Annotated in this window: 16 protein-coding genes; 15 read left to right on the top strand and 1 reads right to left on the bottom strand. The window is 61.8% G+C overall.

Annotated elements, in window-relative coordinates:
- The first annotated feature begins 64 nt into the window (after positions 1-64).
- Together DT23_RS00560 and DT23_RS18300 are read left to right on the top strand one after the other, a co-directional pair.
- Positions 65-1,222, top strand: a complete 1,158-nt coding sequence (locus DT23_RS00560) for an acyl-CoA dehydrogenase family protein (protein WP_038127149.1) — start codon at positions 65-67, stop codon at positions 1,220-1,222.
- A gap of 255 nt (positions 1,223-1,477) precedes the next feature.
- Positions 1,478-1,756: a lysozyme inhibitor LprI family protein gene (locus DT23_RS18300; protein ID WP_051696939.1), complete on the top strand. Its 279-nt coding sequence runs from the start codon at positions 1,478-1,480 to the stop codon at positions 1,754-1,756.
- A 125-nt stretch (positions 1,757-1,881) separates the two neighbouring features.
- Here DT23_RS18300 and DT23_RS00550 read toward each other — a convergent pair whose 3' ends face one another.
- Positions 1,882-2,499, bottom strand: a complete 618-nt coding sequence (locus DT23_RS00550) for an OmpW/AlkL family protein (protein ID WP_038127146.1) — start codon at positions 2,497-2,499, stop codon at positions 1,882-1,884.
- 134 nt (positions 2,500-2,633) lie between these two features.
- Between DT23_RS00550 and DT23_RS00545 the strand changes: the two genes are divergently transcribed.
- The 13 genes from DT23_RS00545 (at position 2,634) to DT23_RS00485 (ending at position 14,492) form a co-directional block, all read left to right on the top strand.
- Positions 2,634-3,098 carry a lysozyme inhibitor LprI family protein gene (locus DT23_RS00545; protein WP_051696938.1) on the top strand — a complete coding sequence of 155 codons (465 nt, stop codon included), beginning with the start codon at positions 2,634-2,636 and terminating at the stop codon, positions 3,096-3,098.
- Positions 3,095-4,699 (top strand): carboxyl transferase domain-containing protein, encoded by a 1,605-nt coding sequence (locus DT23_RS00540; protein WP_038127144.1) that lies wholly within the window; start codon positions 3,095-3,097, stop codon positions 4,697-4,699. Before DT23_RS00545 ends, DT23_RS00540 begins: the two co-directional genes overlap by 4 nt.
- Positions 4,700-4,817: 118 nt before the next feature.
- Positions 4,818-6,734: an acetyl-CoA carboxylase biotin carboxylase subunit gene (locus DT23_RS00535; protein ID WP_038127142.1), complete on the top strand. Its 1,917-nt coding sequence runs from the start codon at positions 4,818-4,820 to the stop codon at positions 6,732-6,734.
- Positions 6,731-7,387 (top strand): glutathione S-transferase family protein, encoded by a 657-nt coding sequence (locus tag DT23_RS00530; protein WP_038127141.1) that lies wholly within the window; start codon positions 6,731-6,733, stop codon positions 7,385-7,387. Before DT23_RS00535 ends, DT23_RS00530 begins: the two co-directional genes overlap by 4 nt.
- On the top strand, positions 7,380-8,243 hold the full coding sequence (locus tag DT23_RS00525; protein WP_038127140.1) for a hydroxymethylglutaryl-CoA lyase: 864 nt from the start codon (positions 7,380-7,382) through the stop codon (positions 8,241-8,243). Before DT23_RS00530 ends, DT23_RS00525 begins: the two co-directional genes overlap by 8 nt.
- Positions 8,236-9,018, top strand: coding sequence for a crotonase/enoyl-CoA hydratase family protein (locus tag DT23_RS00520; protein WP_038127138.1), 783 nt, complete (start codon positions 8,236-8,238; stop codon positions 9,016-9,018). Before DT23_RS00525 ends, DT23_RS00520 begins: the two co-directional genes overlap by 8 nt.
- 292 nt (positions 9,019-9,310) lie before the next feature.
- The gene (locus DT23_RS00515; protein ID WP_038127136.1) at positions 9,311-9,676 is read left to right on the top strand and encodes an NADH-quinone oxidoreductase subunit A; all 366 of its coding nucleotides are present in this window, start codon (positions 9,311-9,313) and stop codon (positions 9,674-9,676) included.
- Complete coding sequence (locus tag DT23_RS00510; protein WP_038127676.1) at positions 9,676-10,200, top strand: NuoB/complex I 20 kDa subunit family protein; 525 nt, start codon at positions 9,676-9,678, stop codon at positions 10,198-10,200. Before DT23_RS00515 ends, DT23_RS00510 begins: the two co-directional genes overlap by 1 nt.
- A gap of 12 nt (positions 10,201-10,212) precedes the next feature.
- Positions 10,213-10,824 carry an NADH-quinone oxidoreductase subunit C gene (locus DT23_RS00505; RefSeq protein WP_038127134.1) on the top strand — a complete coding sequence of 204 codons (612 nt, stop codon included), beginning with the start codon at positions 10,213-10,215 and terminating at the stop codon, positions 10,822-10,824.
- Positions 10,821-12,065: an NADH-quinone oxidoreductase subunit D gene (locus DT23_RS00500; RefSeq protein WP_038127131.1), complete on the top strand. Its 1,245-nt coding sequence runs from the start codon at positions 10,821-10,823 to the stop codon at positions 12,063-12,065. Before DT23_RS00505 ends, DT23_RS00500 begins: the two co-directional genes overlap by 4 nt.
- On the top strand, positions 12,065-13,288 hold the full coding sequence (locus DT23_RS00495) for an NADH-quinone oxidoreductase subunit E (protein ID WP_038127127.1): 1,224 nt from the start codon (positions 12,065-12,067) through the stop codon (positions 13,286-13,288). The genes DT23_RS00500 and DT23_RS00495 overlap by 1 nt, the downstream gene beginning before the upstream one ends.
- 42 nt (positions 13,289-13,330) lie before the next feature.
- Positions 13,331-14,266: a hypothetical protein gene (locus tag DT23_RS18295; RefSeq protein WP_051696937.1), complete on the top strand. Its 936-nt coding sequence runs from the start codon at positions 13,331-13,333 to the stop codon at positions 14,264-14,266.
- A 10-nt stretch (positions 14,267-14,276) separates the two neighbouring features.
- On the top strand, positions 14,277-14,492 hold the full coding sequence (locus tag DT23_RS00485; RefSeq protein WP_038127123.1) for a DUF5337 family protein: 216 nt from the start codon (positions 14,277-14,279) through the stop codon (positions 14,490-14,492).
- Positions 14,493-14,500 lie beyond the last annotated feature (8 nt).

The raw sequence follows: 14,500 nt of genomic DNA, 5'->3' as shown, positions 1-14,500 counted from the left end.
CTCTTGACGCGACTCGGCTTGCGCGCTTAAATGAACAAGCGTTCAATAAACGGGAGGAAAGCCGATGTTCGCAGGTTCCATGGAATTCGATCTGGGCGAGGATATCGGCGCGCTGCGCGAGATGGTTCGGCGCTGGGCGTCCGAGCGGATCGCTCCGCTGGCCGCCAAAACCGATCTCGATAACGCGTTTCCCAATGAGCTGTGGTCCGAGATGGGCGAGTTGGGTCTGCTGGGTATTACGGTATCCGAGGACTACGGCGGGGCGGGAATGGGCTATCTGGCCCATGTCGTCGCGACCGAGGAAATCGCGCGCGCTTCGGCCAGTATCGCGCTCAGCTACGGGGCGCATTCCAATCTTTGCGTCAACCAGCTCAAGATCAACGGATCCGAGGCGCAAAAGCAGAAATACCTGCCTGATCTGATCTCGGGGGCGAAAATCGGCGCACTTGCGATGAGTGAATCGGGCGCAGGTTCTGACGTGGTGGGCATGAAGCTGCGCGCGGAAAAGCAGGATGGCCACTACGTTTTGAACGGCCATAAATACTGGATCACCAACGGGCCGGACGCCGATACGCTGGTCGTTTATGCCAAAACCGACCCCGAGGCAGGCTCGCGCGGGATCACCGCCTTTATCGTCGAAAAGTCCTTCAAAGGGTTCTCGACCTCGCCCCATTTCGACAAGCTCGGGATGCGTGGATCAAACACCGCGCAGCTGTTTTTCGACGATTGCGAAGTGCCGTTCGAAAACGTGCTGGGCGAAGAGGGGCGTGGCGTGCGCGTGCTGATGGGCGGGCTCGATTACGAGCGCGTGGTGCTCTCGGGCATCGGCACCGGCATCATGATGGCCTGTCTCGATGAGGTCGTGCCCTATGCCAAAGAGCGCCAGCAATTCGGCCAGCCGATTGGCAATTTCCAACTGATGCAGGCGAAAATCGCGGATATGTATGTCGCGATGAACACCGCGCGCGCTTATACCTACGAGGTCGCGAAGGCCTGTGATCGCGGCCAAGTGACGCGTCAGGATGCGGCCGCGACCGTGCTTTATGCCAGCGAGCAGGCGATGGTGCAGGCCCATCAAGCGGTGCAAGCCCTTGGTGGCGCAGGATTTTTGAGCGACTCCAACGTCTCGCGCCTGTTCCGCGACGCCAAACTGATGGAAATTGGCGCGGGCACCTCGGAAATTCGTCGCATGCTCATCGGGCGCGAGATCATGTCATCGTGAGCCAACGGATGACATATCGCCTCCCGCTTGGGGCAAGGAGATGCGATGAAACGGCTCTTACTGGCGCTGGTCGTGATGGCCGCGCCCGCCGCGCAGGCGCAACAGGTGGCCTTCTCGCCCGCGCGGATTCTCGACTGCCTCGCAGACGCGCACGGCTCGTAAGAGCGGCGCGATTGCGTCGGGCTTGGGGCCAAGGCGTGCACGAGCGGCAAGGTGACTTGCATGACCGCCGAGACCCATTACTAGACAACGCGGATGGAGGCGACGCTGGTCAAGCTGCGCGCCAAGGCCGCTTTGATCGATTCCAGGATCGACGCCAGCAAGCCGGGGGGCTTTCGTCTCACCGAGGATCTGGCGACAATGCAGGCGAATTGGATGACCTGGCGCGAGAGCCGCTGCGCCTTCGAGGCGATGTTGCGCCGGGGCACGCCGCTGACCTCGGGGGCGGCTGCGTGGTGCATGATGAACCTCACGGGCGAACAGGCGCTGTTTCTCGAAGCGTCCGAGCGCTATCGCACCAAACAGGAAGAGTAACGCCGCGATTGGGCTTGCGTAGGGTGCCACTGGGCCGCGCCGCGCAATGTGAAAGGGCGGCACCGCAGCGCCGCCCCGATCATCAGAGAGTTCCGTTCAAACAGCGTGCAGTTTTTGCGCCGCTATCAGAACTTGTAGACATAGGCGACGCCCACAACCCACGGATCAATTTCGACTTCGCCGATCTTGGCGCCGTCCAGTTTGACATCACTGTTGATGTCGATCCAGCGAACATCCGCACGCAGCGCGCCATGCTCCGAGACCTTGTAGTCAACGCCCGCATGCAGCGCCAAGCCCCAGCTGTCATCCAGCGACAGCGTGCTGCCAGCCAGCGCGCCGGTCGCCTTTTCGCTGAAAAACGCCGTGTAGTTCAAACCGGCACCAACGAAGGGTGTGAAGTTGGAATTGGTCGGGAAGTGATATTGCAGCGAGAGCACAGGCGGCAGATGTTTGACCGTGCCGACGTCGCCCAATCCACCGATATTCACCGTGTGTTTGAAGGGCAGGGCGGCGAGAAGCTCGATCCCAAGATTATCGCGCACGAAATACTCGGCCGTAAAGGTCGGGCGGGCAGAATCGCCAATTTCGACCTTTCCACCGGCCAGCGTGCCGTTGTCGGATTTCGGCATGACACTGTGCAGGCCAAAGCCCAAGGTGATGTCACCCGCCTGTTGCGCGAGTGCCGGGGCCGCAGTCATCGCCGTAGCTGCCAGCAGGGCAAGACTCAGAATACTCTTTTGCATGGGACGTTCCTCTACTCTCTTACAGCGTGCAACATGCACCCCATGCGGTCCGAGAACTTTGACGTGGATCAAGTGCACGTGATCGCTACTGCGACAGGCTGCCGCAGGGGTGCGCAATTCAAAGGAGAGACGCAGTGAAATATCTGATGATCGCAGCGCTTCTGGCGGTGGAGGGCAATCCGGCGCTGGCCGATCCCACGGTCGATCCCGCAATGGTGCGCGCCTGTTTTGACGGTGCAAAGGGCACCCATCCCGACTGTATCGGGGATGCCGCCAATGCCTGCCAGTCCCAACCAGATGGCGATACGACGCTGGGGATTTCAAGCTGTCTTCAAGGCGAGGCGCAGGTCTGGGACGACATTTTGAACGCGCAATACAAAGGCGTGCGCGCGGATCTGCTGGAACAAGGCGGCACGCCGCTTGCGGATCAGCTGCTGGATGCGCAACGCGCGTGGATTGCCTTTCGCGATGCCGATTGCGGGCTGGTCTATAGCGTCTGGGCCGATGGCTCGATCCGCACGGTGGTGGCCAGCAGTTGTTATCTCGATAAGACCGCACAACGCGCGCTGGAGCTGCGCGATCTGGGGAGTATGGAATGAAACTGACATCGCAGGCTTTGCCCGCATCCGATGCCTTCAAGGCCAATCGCGCGGCTCATCTGGACGCGCTCGCCACGATCCGCGAGGCGGCGGATTGGGCCGCAGCAGGGGGCGGGGCTGGGGCGCTTGAACGCCACCTCTCGCGCGGTAAAATGGCACCGCGCGAACGCGTGGCGGGGCTGCTTGATCCGGGCGCGCCGTTTCTGGAAATCGGCGCGACGGCGGCGCATGGGCTTTATGATGATGCGGCGCCTTGCGCGGGCGTGATTGCCGGGATCGGGCGGGTGCAAGGCCAGGACGTGATGGTCGTGGCCAATGACGCGACCGTCAAAGGCGGCACCTATTATCCGATGACGGTGAAAAAACACTTGCGCGCGCAAGAGATCGCCGAGGAAAACCATCTGCCCTGCATCTATCTCGTCGATAGCGGCGGCGCGAACCTGCCCAATCAGGACGAGGTTTTCCCCGACCGTGACCATTTCGGGCGCATCTTTTACAATCAGGCCCGCATGTCGGCCAAAGGGATCGCCCAGATCGCAGTGGTGATGGGGTCGTGCACGGCGGGCGGGGCCTATGTTCCCGCGATGTCGGATGTGACGATCATCGTGAAAGACCAAGGCACGATCTTTCTGGCCGGTCCGCCGCTGGTCAAAGCTGCGACGGGCGAGGTCGTGACCGCCGAAGACTTGGGCGGCGGCGATGTGCACACGCGCCTGTCCGGCGTGGCCGATTACCTCGCCGAGGATGACGCCCATGCACTCGCCCTTGCGCGCCGCGCCGTGGGGCATCTCAACCGCGCCAAGCCCGCCACCGTGCAATGGCAATCCCCCGAAGACCCCGCTTACGACCCCGAGGAAATCCTTGGCGTCGTGCCCGCTGATCTGCGCACGCCCTACGACATCCGCGAGGTGATCGCGCGGCTCGTCGATGGCTCGCGCTTTGACGAATTCAAACCGCGCTTTGGCGAGACCATCGTCACCGGTTTCGCCCATGTCAAAGGCTGCCCCGTCGGGATCATCGCCAATAACGGTGTGCTGTTTTCCGAAGCCGCACAAAAGGCCGCGCATTTCATTGAACTCTGCTCCAGCCGCAATATCCCGCTGGTTTTCTTGCAAAACATTACCGGCTTTATGGTCGGTCGCAAATATGAAAACGAAGGCATCGCGCGCCACGGAGCAAAAATGGTCACCGCTGTCGCCTCCACCAATGTGCCCAAAATCACCATGCTGGTGGGCGGCTCGTTTGGCGCGGGCAATTACGGCATGGCCGGGCGCGCCTACTCGCCCCGCTTCCTTTGGTCCTGGCCCAATTCCCGGATCTCGGTGATGGGGGGCGCGCAGGCGGCGGGCGTTCTCGCCACCGTCAAACGTGACGGGATCGAACGGCGCGGCGGCACTTGGTCGCCCGAGGAGGAGGCCGAGTTCAAACGCCCCACCATCGAGATGTTTGAACGCCAATCCCACCCGCTTTATGCCTCGGCGCGGCTTTGGGATGACGGTATCATCGACCCGCGCAATTCGCGTGATGTGCTGGCGCTATCCCTCTCTGCCGCTCTCAATGCACCGATCGAACCGACGCGCTTTGGCGTGTTTCGGATGTAATTTTCTTGCCTCCGGCGGGGATATTTCGATCAAGAGGAAGAAAACCTGACTTCCTCTTGAGAAAAATATCCCGGGGGCACGGGGGCAGAGCCCCCGCCGTACTCACAGGGAGACCGATATGTTTTCCAAGATCCTGATCGCCAATCGCGGCGAAATCGCCTGCCGCGTGATCGAAACCGCGCGCCGAATGGGCGTGGCCACGGTCGCGGTCTATTCGCAGGCGGATGCAAACGCGGCCCATGTCGCGCTGGCCGATGAGGCCATCGCCATCGGTGGCCCCGCGCCCAAGGACAGCTACCTTCGCGGCGATGCGATCATCAACGCCGCGCTGCAAACCGGCGCGCAGGCGATCCATCCGGGCTATGGGTTCCTATCGGAAAACCCCGATTTCGTGGATGCGGTGGTCGCGGCGGGGCTGGTATTCATCGGCCCCTCGGGCGATGCGATCCGCGCGATGGGGCTCAAGGATGCGGCCAAGGCGCTGATGGAGCAGGCCGGTGTGCCAATCGTGCCGGGCTATATGGGCACCAATCAGGACGCCGATCATCTGGCCGCGCAGGCCGATGCCATTGGCTATCCGGTGTTGATCAAGGCCGTGGCCGGCGGCGGTGGCAAGGGGATGCGGCTGGTCGAGCGGGCGGGCGATTTCGCCGACGCGCTGGCCTCGGCACAGGGCGAGGCGCAAACCGCCTTTGCCAACCCGGCCGTTCTGATCGAGAAATACATCACCAGCCCGCGCCATATCGAGGTGCAGGTCTTTGGTGATGGCCAGCGCGCCGTGCATCTGTTTGAACGCGATTGTTCCTTGCAGCGCCGCCACCAGAAGGTCATCGAAGAGGCTCCCGCTCCCGGAATGACGCCCGAGATGCGCGACGCGATGGGTCAAGCCGCCACCCGCGCCGCGGAGGCGATTGGCTATTCCGGCGCGGGCACGGTCGAGTTTATCATCGATGGCTCGGACGGTCTGCGCCCGGATCGCTTCTGGTTCATGGAGATGAACACCCGCCTGCAGGTCGAACATCCCGTGACCGAGGCGATTACCGGCATCGATCTGGTAGAATGGCAGTTGCGCGTCGCAAGCGGCGAGCCCTTGCCCGCGACCCAAGATCAACTCAGCATCACTGGTCACGCGTTTGAGGCGCGCCTTTACGCCGAGGACGTGCCCGCAGGCTTCTTGCCCGCGACCGGCACGCTCAGCCATTTGCAATTTGCCCCCGATTGCCGTGCCGATACCGGGGTGCGCGCGGGCGATGTGATCAGCCCGTGGTATGACCCGATGATCGCCAAGATCATCACCCACGGCCCGACCCGTGCCATTGCCTTGGGTCAACTGGCGCGCGCGCTGGAACAGACGCAGGTGGCGGGCACTGTGACGAACCTTGCCTTCCTTGCACGTCTCGCGCGTCACGAGGGATTCGCGCGGGGCGAGGTCGATACCGGCCTGATCGCGCGCGAGATCGACAGCTTGGCCGCCGCTCCGCCGGTGCCACCCGCCGCGCAGGCCTTGGCGGTGATCGCCGCTGCCGGGCTGTGGCAGGGCGATGCCAGCGGGTTTGCGCTATGGGGGGCGCTGCGCCGACCCGTGCCGTTCGATCCGCCCGCCGCGATCCGCGTGCATGGCCCCGGCCATATTGGCGTTGAGATCGACGGGATGACGCATGATTGTGTGCTGGCGCAGGATGGCTGGCGCGTCGATGGCGCAAAAACGGGCGCGGCGATGCAGATGGATCGCGACTCGGTCACGATCTTCATGGCCGGGGCGCATCGCTTTGACATCCCCGACCCGCTGGAACGGGGATCAAGCGCGGAGACGTCGGATCTGACGCTGGCCCCGATGCCGGGGCTGGTGAAATCGGTCTTCGTCACGCAAGGTCAAAACGTGTCGGCGGGCGATCGTCTGGCGATCATGGAGGCGATGAAGATGGAGCACACGATGCTGGCCGCGCGCGATGGCGTCGTGGCCGAGGTGCTGGTTGTCGAGGGCGCGCAGGTCGAGGCCGGGGCCGCCCTTATCCGCTTGGAGGAAGAAGAATGATCACGCTGCATCACGTCCCCGGCTCGCGCTCGATGCGGGTGCTGTGGCTGCTTGAGGAGCTGGGGCTGGAGTTCACCTTGCGCAACTGGTCGCTGACCGATGGCGGGCTGCGCAGCTCCGAGTTTCGCGCGCTTTCGCCAGCCGGGCGGGTGCCCGTGCTGGAAATCGACAACCGCGCGATTTTTGAAAGCGGCGCGATTGTGGAATACCTGTGTGAAACTCATCCCGCGGCGGGGCTCGCGCCCGCCATTGGCGCGCCGGAACGCGCGGAGTTTCTCGAATGGGTGCATTTTGCCGAGACCCAGGCCAATATCGTGCAAAACCTCAATATTCAGCATATCTTCCTGCGCCCCGAAAGTGCGCGCTCGCTGCCCTTGATGAAGCTCGATACCAAGCGGCTGGCGCTCACGATGCAGGCGCTGGAGGCGCAGCTTGATGGGCGCGAATGGCTGATCGGGAGTTTTAGCGCCGCCGATTGCATGTTGGGGTTCAATATCGACGCGATGTTCCGGTTCGTGCGCGCCGAGGGCTTTCCCAATATCACCGCCTATCGCGAACGCATCCGTTCTCGCCCCGCCTATGAGGTTGCGCTGAAAAAGGGTGGCGGCGATTCGATCTATGCGCAGGATTTCTACGAGCTGCCCGATGCGTGAGATGGTCGAGATTTTCGAAATGGCCCCGCGCGATGGCTTGCAGAATGAGAAGCGCGCGATTGCGCTGGCCGATAAGATCGCGCTCGTCGATTGCCTGAGCCGCGCGGGGTTTTCGCGCATTGAGGTCGGCAGTTTCGTCTCGCCCAAATGGGTGCCGCAAATGGCCGATAGCGCGGCGGTCTTTGCCGGGATCACCCGCAGCAAAGGCGTTTCCTACGCCGCGCTGACGCCCAATCTGCGCGGCTATGAGGGCGCGAAGGCGGCGGGGGCCGATGAGGTGGCGGTGTTTGCCTCTGCCTCGGAAGGGTTTTCGCGTGCGAACCTGAATTGTTCGATAAGTGAAAGTCTGGATCGGTTCGCCCCGATCATGGAGGCCGCAAAAGTCGATAATATGAAAGTACGTGGCTATGTGTCTGTGGTGACGGACTGCCCGTTTAACGGGCCGACGCCGCCGGAAAACGTGGCCCGCGTCACGGCGGCGTTGCGCGATATGGGCTGTTACGAAATCAGTCTTGGCGACACGATCGGGCAGGGCCGGCCTGAAAGCGTCACGGCGATGCTGAAGGCGGTTCTGAATGAGATGCCAGCCGATAAACTGGCCGGGCATTTCCACGACACCGCCGGGCGCGCGCTGGCCAATATCGAGGCGTCTTTGGCGCTGGGTCTGCGCGTGTTTGATGCGGCTGTCGGTGGTTTGGGCGGCTGTCCCTACGCGCCCGGTGCGGCAGGCAATGTCGCGACCGAGGCCGTGGCCGCGCGGCTGGCACAACTTGGCTACGACACGGGGCTGGATATGGACATACTTGCGCAGGCCGCCGATATGGCGCGCGCGATGAAAGGGCAGGGCGATGTTTGAGACGATCACGGTTGAGACGGATCCACGCGGCGTTGCGACCCTGACCTTGGCGCGCGCGGAAAAACACAACGCGCTGTCCGAGCAGATGATGCGTGAAATTACGCAGGCCATTCAATCTCTTGGCGCAGATGAAGCCGTGCGCGTCGTTATCCTTGCCGCCAACGGGCGCAGCTTTTGCGCAGGCGGTGATCTGAAATGGATGCAGGCGCAGATCAGCGCGAGTGCAGAGCAGCGCGCGGCGGGGGCGCGGGTGTTGGCGGGAATGCTGAATGCGCTTAACACCTGCCCCAAACCGGTGATTGGTGCGGTCCAGGGGAACGCTTTTGGCGGCGGCATTGGCATGATGTCGGTCTGTGATGTGGCCATCGGGGTTGAGGGCGCACGCTTTGGGCTGACCGAGACCAAGCTGGGGCTGACGCCTGCGACGATTTCCCCCTATGTCGTGGCGCGGATGGGCGAGGCGAAGGCGCGACGCGTGTTCATGTCTTCACGTCTGTTTGACGCCCAAGAGGCGCGTGATCTGGGGCTTTTGGCGCGTGTCGTGGCACCTGATGATCTAGAGGCCGCCGTTCAGGCCGAGGTCACCCCCTATCTGGCCTGCGCACCCGGCGCTGTGGCCGAGGCCAAAGCCTTGGTTCGCAGCCTTGGCCCGCGCATTGATGAGGACGTCATCGAGGGCACGATTGCCGCCCTTGTGACCCGTTGGGAAAGCGCTGAGTCGGGTGAGGGAATCAGTGCCTTCTTTGAAAAGCGCGATCCGATCTGGAAAGCGTGACCTCGCGTGGGTCGGTTATCCGCGTAAGGCATTGTATAAATTATTAGAAACGCGGATCACGAGGGGCGAAAACCAGCCCTGACACCTCTGATGCCCGAAGCGCGATGCAACGGCAGATTGCGCGCCCTGCGGTGTGCGAAGGTATACTAAATTGCAAATTCAGGGGGTTGCAGGGCAGAATCCCGGCCCCGGTCGGTTGACCCTGCTCAGGCACGGGGCTATTGCTCAGCCTAGCCGGAACCTGCGCGACATCAGGTCGCGTCGAAAGGGAGCCATGCCCATGTCCATGCCCATGAATGACATCCTGAGCGAATATCTTCCCATCCTCATTTTCCTCGCCATGGCGACCGCGCTCGGACTTGTGTTGCTTACCGCCGCCGCCGTGATCGCCGTGCGTAACCCCGATCCCGAGAAAGTCTCGGCCTATGAATGCGGGTTCAACGCCTTTGACGATGCGCGGATGAAATTTGACGTTCGCTTCTACCTCGTCTCGATCCTGTTCATCATTTTCGACCTTGAAGTCGCGTTTCTGTTTCCTTGGGCAGTCGCTTTCGGGCAGATTTCGATGGTAGGGTTCTGGTCGATGATGGTTTTCCTGGCCGTTCTGACCGTCGGGTTTGCGTATGAGTGGAAGAAAGGGGCGTTGGAATGGGCGTGATGACCGGGGCCAATACCGCAGGCGGTGACCGTGACGTTGCCACCAATGCGCTCAATAGCGAGCTGCAGGATAAGGGTTTCCTGCTGACCACGACCGAGGATCTGATCAACTGGGCGCGCAATGGCTCGTTGCACTGGATGACCTTCGGTCTGGCCTGCTGCGCGGTCGAGATGATGCAGGTTTCAATGCCGCGCTATGATCTGGAACGCTTTGGCACCGCGCCGCGCGGTTCTCCGCGCCAGTCCGATGTGATGATCGTTGCGGGCACGCTGACCAATAAAATGGCGCCCGCGCTGCGCAAGGTCTACGACCAGATGCCCGAGCCGCGCTATGTGATCTCGATGGGATCATGCGCCAATGGTGGCGGTTACTACCATTACAGCTACTCGGTGGTGCGCGGCTGTGATCGCGTGGTGCCGGTCGATATTTATGTGCCGGGCTGCCCGCCCACGGCCGAGGCGCTGCTTTACGGCATCCTTCAGCTACAACGCAAAATCCGCCGCACCGGCACTTTGGTGCGCTGAGGAGAGCGACAGATGGACGATACTGCCCTGCACGAACTGGCCGCCCATATCGAGATGAAACGTCCCGATGACGTGATCTCGAGCGATGTGGCCTTTGGTGAATTGACGATCACGATCAGCGTGCAATCGGCGGCCAGTTTCGCCGAGTTCCTGCGCGACGACAAAAACTGTCTGTTCTCGTCGCTTGTCGATATTACTGCCGTCGATTGGCCTGAACGCCCCGAGCGGTTCGATATGGTCTGGCACTTCCTGTCGATGTATCGCAACCAGCGCATCCGCATCAAAGCCGCGATCCGCGAGGAAACCATGGTGCCCTCGCTGACATCCGTTCACCCCTGCGCCGACTGGTTCGAGCGCGAGGTGTTTGACATGTTCGGCATCCTGTTCTCGGGCCATCCCGACCTGCGCCGCCTGCTGACGGATTACGGCTTTCGCGGCCACCCGCTGCGCAAGGATTTCCCGACCACGGGCTATGTCGAGGTGCGCTATGACGAAATGCTCAAGCGCGTCGTCTACGAGCCGGTGAACCTGACGCAGGAATACCGGCAGTTCGATTTCCTCTCGCCTTGGGAGGGTGCGAAATACATCCTTCCCGGTGACGAGAAGGGTGAGGAGGCGAAATGATGGACGGCGATATCCGCAATAATATCTATGATGACGGGTCGAAAGACACGCTGACGGATGAGCAGCGCATCCGCAATTTCAACATCAACTTTGGCCCACAACACCCTGCGGCGCATGGTGTTTTGCGCATGGTTCTAGAGCTGGACGGCGAGATCGTCGAACGCGCTGATCCCCATATCGGCTTGCTGCATCGTGGCACCGAAAAGCTGATGGAAAGCCGCACCTATCTGCAAAACCTGCCTTATTTCGACCGGCTCGATTACGTTGCGCCGATGAATCAGGAACACGCCTGGTGTTTGGCGATCGAGCGGCTGACAGGCACCGTCGTGCCGCGTCGTGGCTCGCTGATCCGCGTGCTTTACTGCGAAATCGGGCGTATCCTGAACCACCTGCTGAACGTGACCACGCAGGCGATGGATGTCGGCGCGCTAACGCCGCCGCTTTGGGGCTTTGAGGCGCGCGAAGAGCTGATGGTGTTTTATGAACGTGCCTGTGGCGCGCGGCTGCACTCGGCCTATTTCCGCCCCGGTGGCGTGCATCAGGATCTGACGCCGAAACTGCTTGATGATATCGAGGAATTCTGCGGCCGTTTCCCGAAATTGCTGGACGATATCGAAGGGCTGCTGACGGAAAACCGGATCTTCAAACAGCGCAATGTCGATATCTGCGTCATTTCGCAGGACGAGGTGTTGGAATGGGGCTATTCGGGCGTGATGGCGCGCGGCTCTGACATGGCTTGGGATTTGCGCCGCGCGCAACCCTATGAATGCTATGATGAATTCGACTTCGATATTCCTGTGGGCAAGGCGGGCGATTGCTATGACCGCTATCTTTGCCGCATGGCCGAGATGCGCGAATCGACCAAGATTATCCTGCAGGCGCTGGCCAAGCTGCGCGCGCCCGAGGGGCAGGGGGATGTGCTGGCGCGGGGCAAGCTGACGCCGCCGAAACGCTCGGATATGAAAACCTCGATGGAAAGCCTGATCCACCATTTCAAGCTGTATACCGAGGGTTTCCACGTCCCCGCAGGCGAGGTTTACGCCGCTGTCGAGGCCCCCAAGGGCGAGTTTGGCGTCTATCTGGTCGCGGATGGCACCAACAAACCCTACCGCGCCAAGATTCGCGCGCCGGGCTATCTGCATTTGCAATCCATGGATCATGTCGCGTCGGGCCATATGCTGGCGGACGTTTCTGCAATCATCGGCTCAATGGATGTCGTGTTCGGGGAGATTGACCGCTAATGCTGCGCCGTTTGAATTCCGAGCAACCTGAAAGTTTCGCCTTTACGCCCGCCAATCTGGCTTGGGCGCAGGCGCAGATCACCAAGTTCCCCGAAGGACGTCAGGCCAGCGCGATCATTCCGCTGCTGTTTCGCGCCCAGGAACAAGAGGGCTGGCTCAGCCGTCCGGCGATCGAAACGGTCGCGGATATGCTCGACATGCCCTATATGCGTGCGCTGGAAGTGGCGAGTTTCTACTTCATGTTCCAGATGGCTCCGGTCGGTTCGGTCGCGCATTTGCAGATCTGCGGCACCACGTCTTGCATGATTTGCGGCGCGGAAGATCTGATGAAGGTCTGCAAGCAAAAAATCGCGGCGGAACCGCATCAGGTCTCGGCGGATGGCAAATTCTCTTGGGAAGAAGTCGAGTGTCTGGGCGCGTGTGCCAACGCTCCGATGATGCAGGTCGGCAAGGATTACTATGAGGATCTGACCGAAGAACGCTTGACGCAGATCATCGACGAAATGGCAGCGGGCACTGTGCCCCAGCCGGGGTCGCAAAACGGGCGGTTCAGCTCCGAACCGAAAACCGGTCTGACGTCATGCTCTGACTCCGCTGGCAGCGCAGAGGCGCATAACGCCTCGGTCGCACTGGCGCTGGAAATTGGCGACACGATCAAACGCATCGAGGGCACCGAGGTCGCGCTGAGCGCACCGTGGCAGTCCAGCGGTCAGCGCGGCCCGATTGGCGCGCTGAGCGTGCCCCGTCCGCGCACCGCCGCGCAGGCGGATGAGGCGCGTAAAGCCGCCAAGGACAGCGCGCCCAAGCCCGGCAAAGATACCCCCGCCGACAAAACCGGTGTGACCACGCATGAGGCGCAGGCCGCATCCAAGGCCAAGCCGCAGTCGAAAGCCGAACCTGCAGGTGTCAGCGCGGATGCCGCAGAAGCGGCGGGTGAAAAGCCGCAAATGATGGATGCGCCGCGCGAGGGCGGTGCGGATGATCTGAAAATGATCAAGGGCGTTGGCCCCAAGCTTGAGGCGATGCTCAATTCGATGGGCGTTTATCATTTCGATCAGGTCGCCGCGTGGAGCGAGGCGGAACTCGCATGGGTCGATGCCAACCTTGAGGGGTTCAAAGGTCGCGCCAGCCGTGACGATTGGGCGGGGCAGGCCAAGGCTTTGGCCAGCGGTGGCGAGACGGAATTTTCCAAGCACGCCAAAAAAGACGGTATCTACGAGTAAGTAACGGTAACGAGCCCGGTAGCGGGAAAGATGGAGAGACAGATGGGAGATCAGACGCAAGGTTGTCGCGGTAAAGCGGGCATCTGGGCCGGGATCACGGGACTTGTGGTCATGGTTTTCTTGATGGTTGTAGCGCATGAAACCTTCTTTGGGGCCTTCTTCCTTGGTCTTCTGACCTTCCTTCTGTTCGGTTCATTTCTGCTTTGGGCGTTTTGCTCGGGCGCCGGTGCGCCGGGTTCGGCTGATGGCACGGGGGCTGCGCGCAACGTCACGCGCAAGCCCGACCCGATGCCCAGCCCGTCCGATCTTGAAGCGCCCGTAAGCGCGTTCAAGGCGCAATCGCCCGAGGGTGAAGCCGCTCATAAACAAGCGGAAGTGGCCGCGCCTGATGCGCCTGTGCCCACGAAAACGCAGCCCGCCGTACCAAGCGAGTCCGCTCCGGTCGCGGTGATGAGCGCGCCTGCGCCTGCTGAGGCCGAAGCGCCTGCAAAGCCCGCGCCTGCGAAGGCGGAAGCTGCAAGCAAACCCGCAGCGAAGAAAGCTGCGGCAAAACCGAAATCGGCTGCGAAACCTGCCGAGAAGAAACCGGCTGCGAAGAAAGCGATCGAGAAAAAACCGGCTGCGAAGAAACCGGCTGCGGCAAAAGCCGCGAAGCCCAAAGAAACCGCACCTGCGCAATCTGCCGATGGCGCGGGCCAAAAGCCCTCGGGTCTAAGCGCGCCGCGCGCGTCGGGTGCTGATGATCTGACCAAGATCGAAGGCATCGGGCCGAAACTGGCGGAAACGCTCAACGGCTGGGGCGTTTACCATTTCGACCAGATCGCGCAATGGGGCGCGGATGAGGTCGCGTATGCCGACACCAACGTGCCGCGGTTCAAGGGACGCTGCACGCGCGACAAATGGGTCTCGCAGGCCAAGATTATCGTCGACGAGGGCATGGAGGCCTTTCTCGAACGCGCTAAGACGAACGATTACTGAGCAAGGATGAATGGGTCAGGATCGAGACAAAGACCGGCGGGAGGGGCGTTTGGCGGCGCTTGTGATCGCCGGGGCAACGGTCCTCTGGCTCGCTCTGCAAGCGCTTGGCAAACAACTGGGCTGGTCTGCGCAAACCGCGCTGATCGGTGATCTCGCGGCAGTCGCCGCCTATATCTTCGCGCTGGCTCTGGTCTGGCGCATCTGGCGCCGGGGCTCCGGCAAATGAGGAAAGCA

This window comes from Thioclava indica, assembly GCF_000714545.1.
GTDB classification, from domain to species: Bacteria; Pseudomonadota; Alphaproteobacteria; order Rhodobacterales; family Rhodobacteraceae; genus Thioclava; species Thioclava indica.
Note: the sequence above shows the minus strand (reverse complement) of the source record. Positions and strands in the feature narration are given on the sequence as shown.

What these genes read in the sequence shown, in the direction of transcription:
- DT23_RS00560 (WP_038127149.1), top strand. Translation starts at nt 65, where the DNA reads ATGTTCGCAGGTTCCATGGAATTCGATCTGGGCGAGGATATCGGCGCG.
- DT23_RS18300 (WP_051696939.1), top strand. Translation starts at nt 1,478, where the DNA reads ATGGAGGCGACGCTGGTCAAGCTGCGCGCCAAGGCCGCTTTGATCGAT.
- DT23_RS00550 (WP_038127146.1), bottom strand. Translation starts at nt 2,499, where the DNA reads ATGCAAAAGAGTATTCTGAGTCTTGCCCTGCTGGCAGCTACGGCGATG.
- DT23_RS00540 (WP_038127144.1), top strand. Translation starts at nt 3,095, where the DNA reads ATGAAACTGACATCGCAGGCTTTGCCCGCATCCGATGCCTTCAAGGCC.
- DT23_RS00535 (WP_038127142.1), top strand. Translation starts at nt 4,818, where the DNA reads ATGTTTTCCAAGATCCTGATCGCCAATCGCGGCGAAATCGCCTGCCGC.
- DT23_RS00530 (WP_038127141.1), top strand. Translation starts at nt 6,731, where the DNA reads ATGATCACGCTGCATCACGTCCCCGGCTCGCGCTCGATGCGGGTGCTG.
- DT23_RS00525 (WP_038127140.1), top strand. Translation starts at nt 7,380, where the DNA reads ATGCGTGAGATGGTCGAGATTTTCGAAATGGCCCCGCGCGATGGCTTG.
- DT23_RS00520 (WP_038127138.1), top strand. Translation starts at nt 8,236, where the DNA reads ATGTTTGAGACGATCACGGTTGAGACGGATCCACGCGGCGTTGCGACC.
- DT23_RS00515 (WP_038127136.1), top strand. Translation starts at nt 9,311, where the DNA reads ATGAATGACATCCTGAGCGAATATCTTCCCATCCTCATTTTCCTCGCC.
- DT23_RS00510 (WP_038127676.1), top strand. Translation starts at nt 9,676, where the DNA reads ATGACCGGGGCCAATACCGCAGGCGGTGACCGTGACGTTGCCACCAAT.
- DT23_RS00505 (WP_038127134.1), top strand. Translation starts at nt 10,213, where the DNA reads ATGGACGATACTGCCCTGCACGAACTGGCCGCCCATATCGAGATGAAA.
- DT23_RS00500 (WP_038127131.1), top strand. Translation starts at nt 10,821, where the DNA reads ATGATGGACGGCGATATCCGCAATAATATCTATGATGACGGGTCGAAA.
- DT23_RS00495 (WP_038127127.1), top strand. Translation starts at nt 12,065, where the DNA reads ATGCTGCGCCGTTTGAATTCCGAGCAACCTGAAAGTTTCGCCTTTACG.
- DT23_RS18295 (WP_051696937.1), top strand. Translation starts at nt 13,331, where the DNA reads ATGGGAGATCAGACGCAAGGTTGTCGCGGTAAAGCGGGCATCTGGGCC.
- DT23_RS00485 (WP_038127123.1), top strand. Translation starts at nt 14,277, where the DNA reads ATGGGTCAGGATCGAGACAAAGACCGGCGGGAGGGGCGTTTGGCGGCG.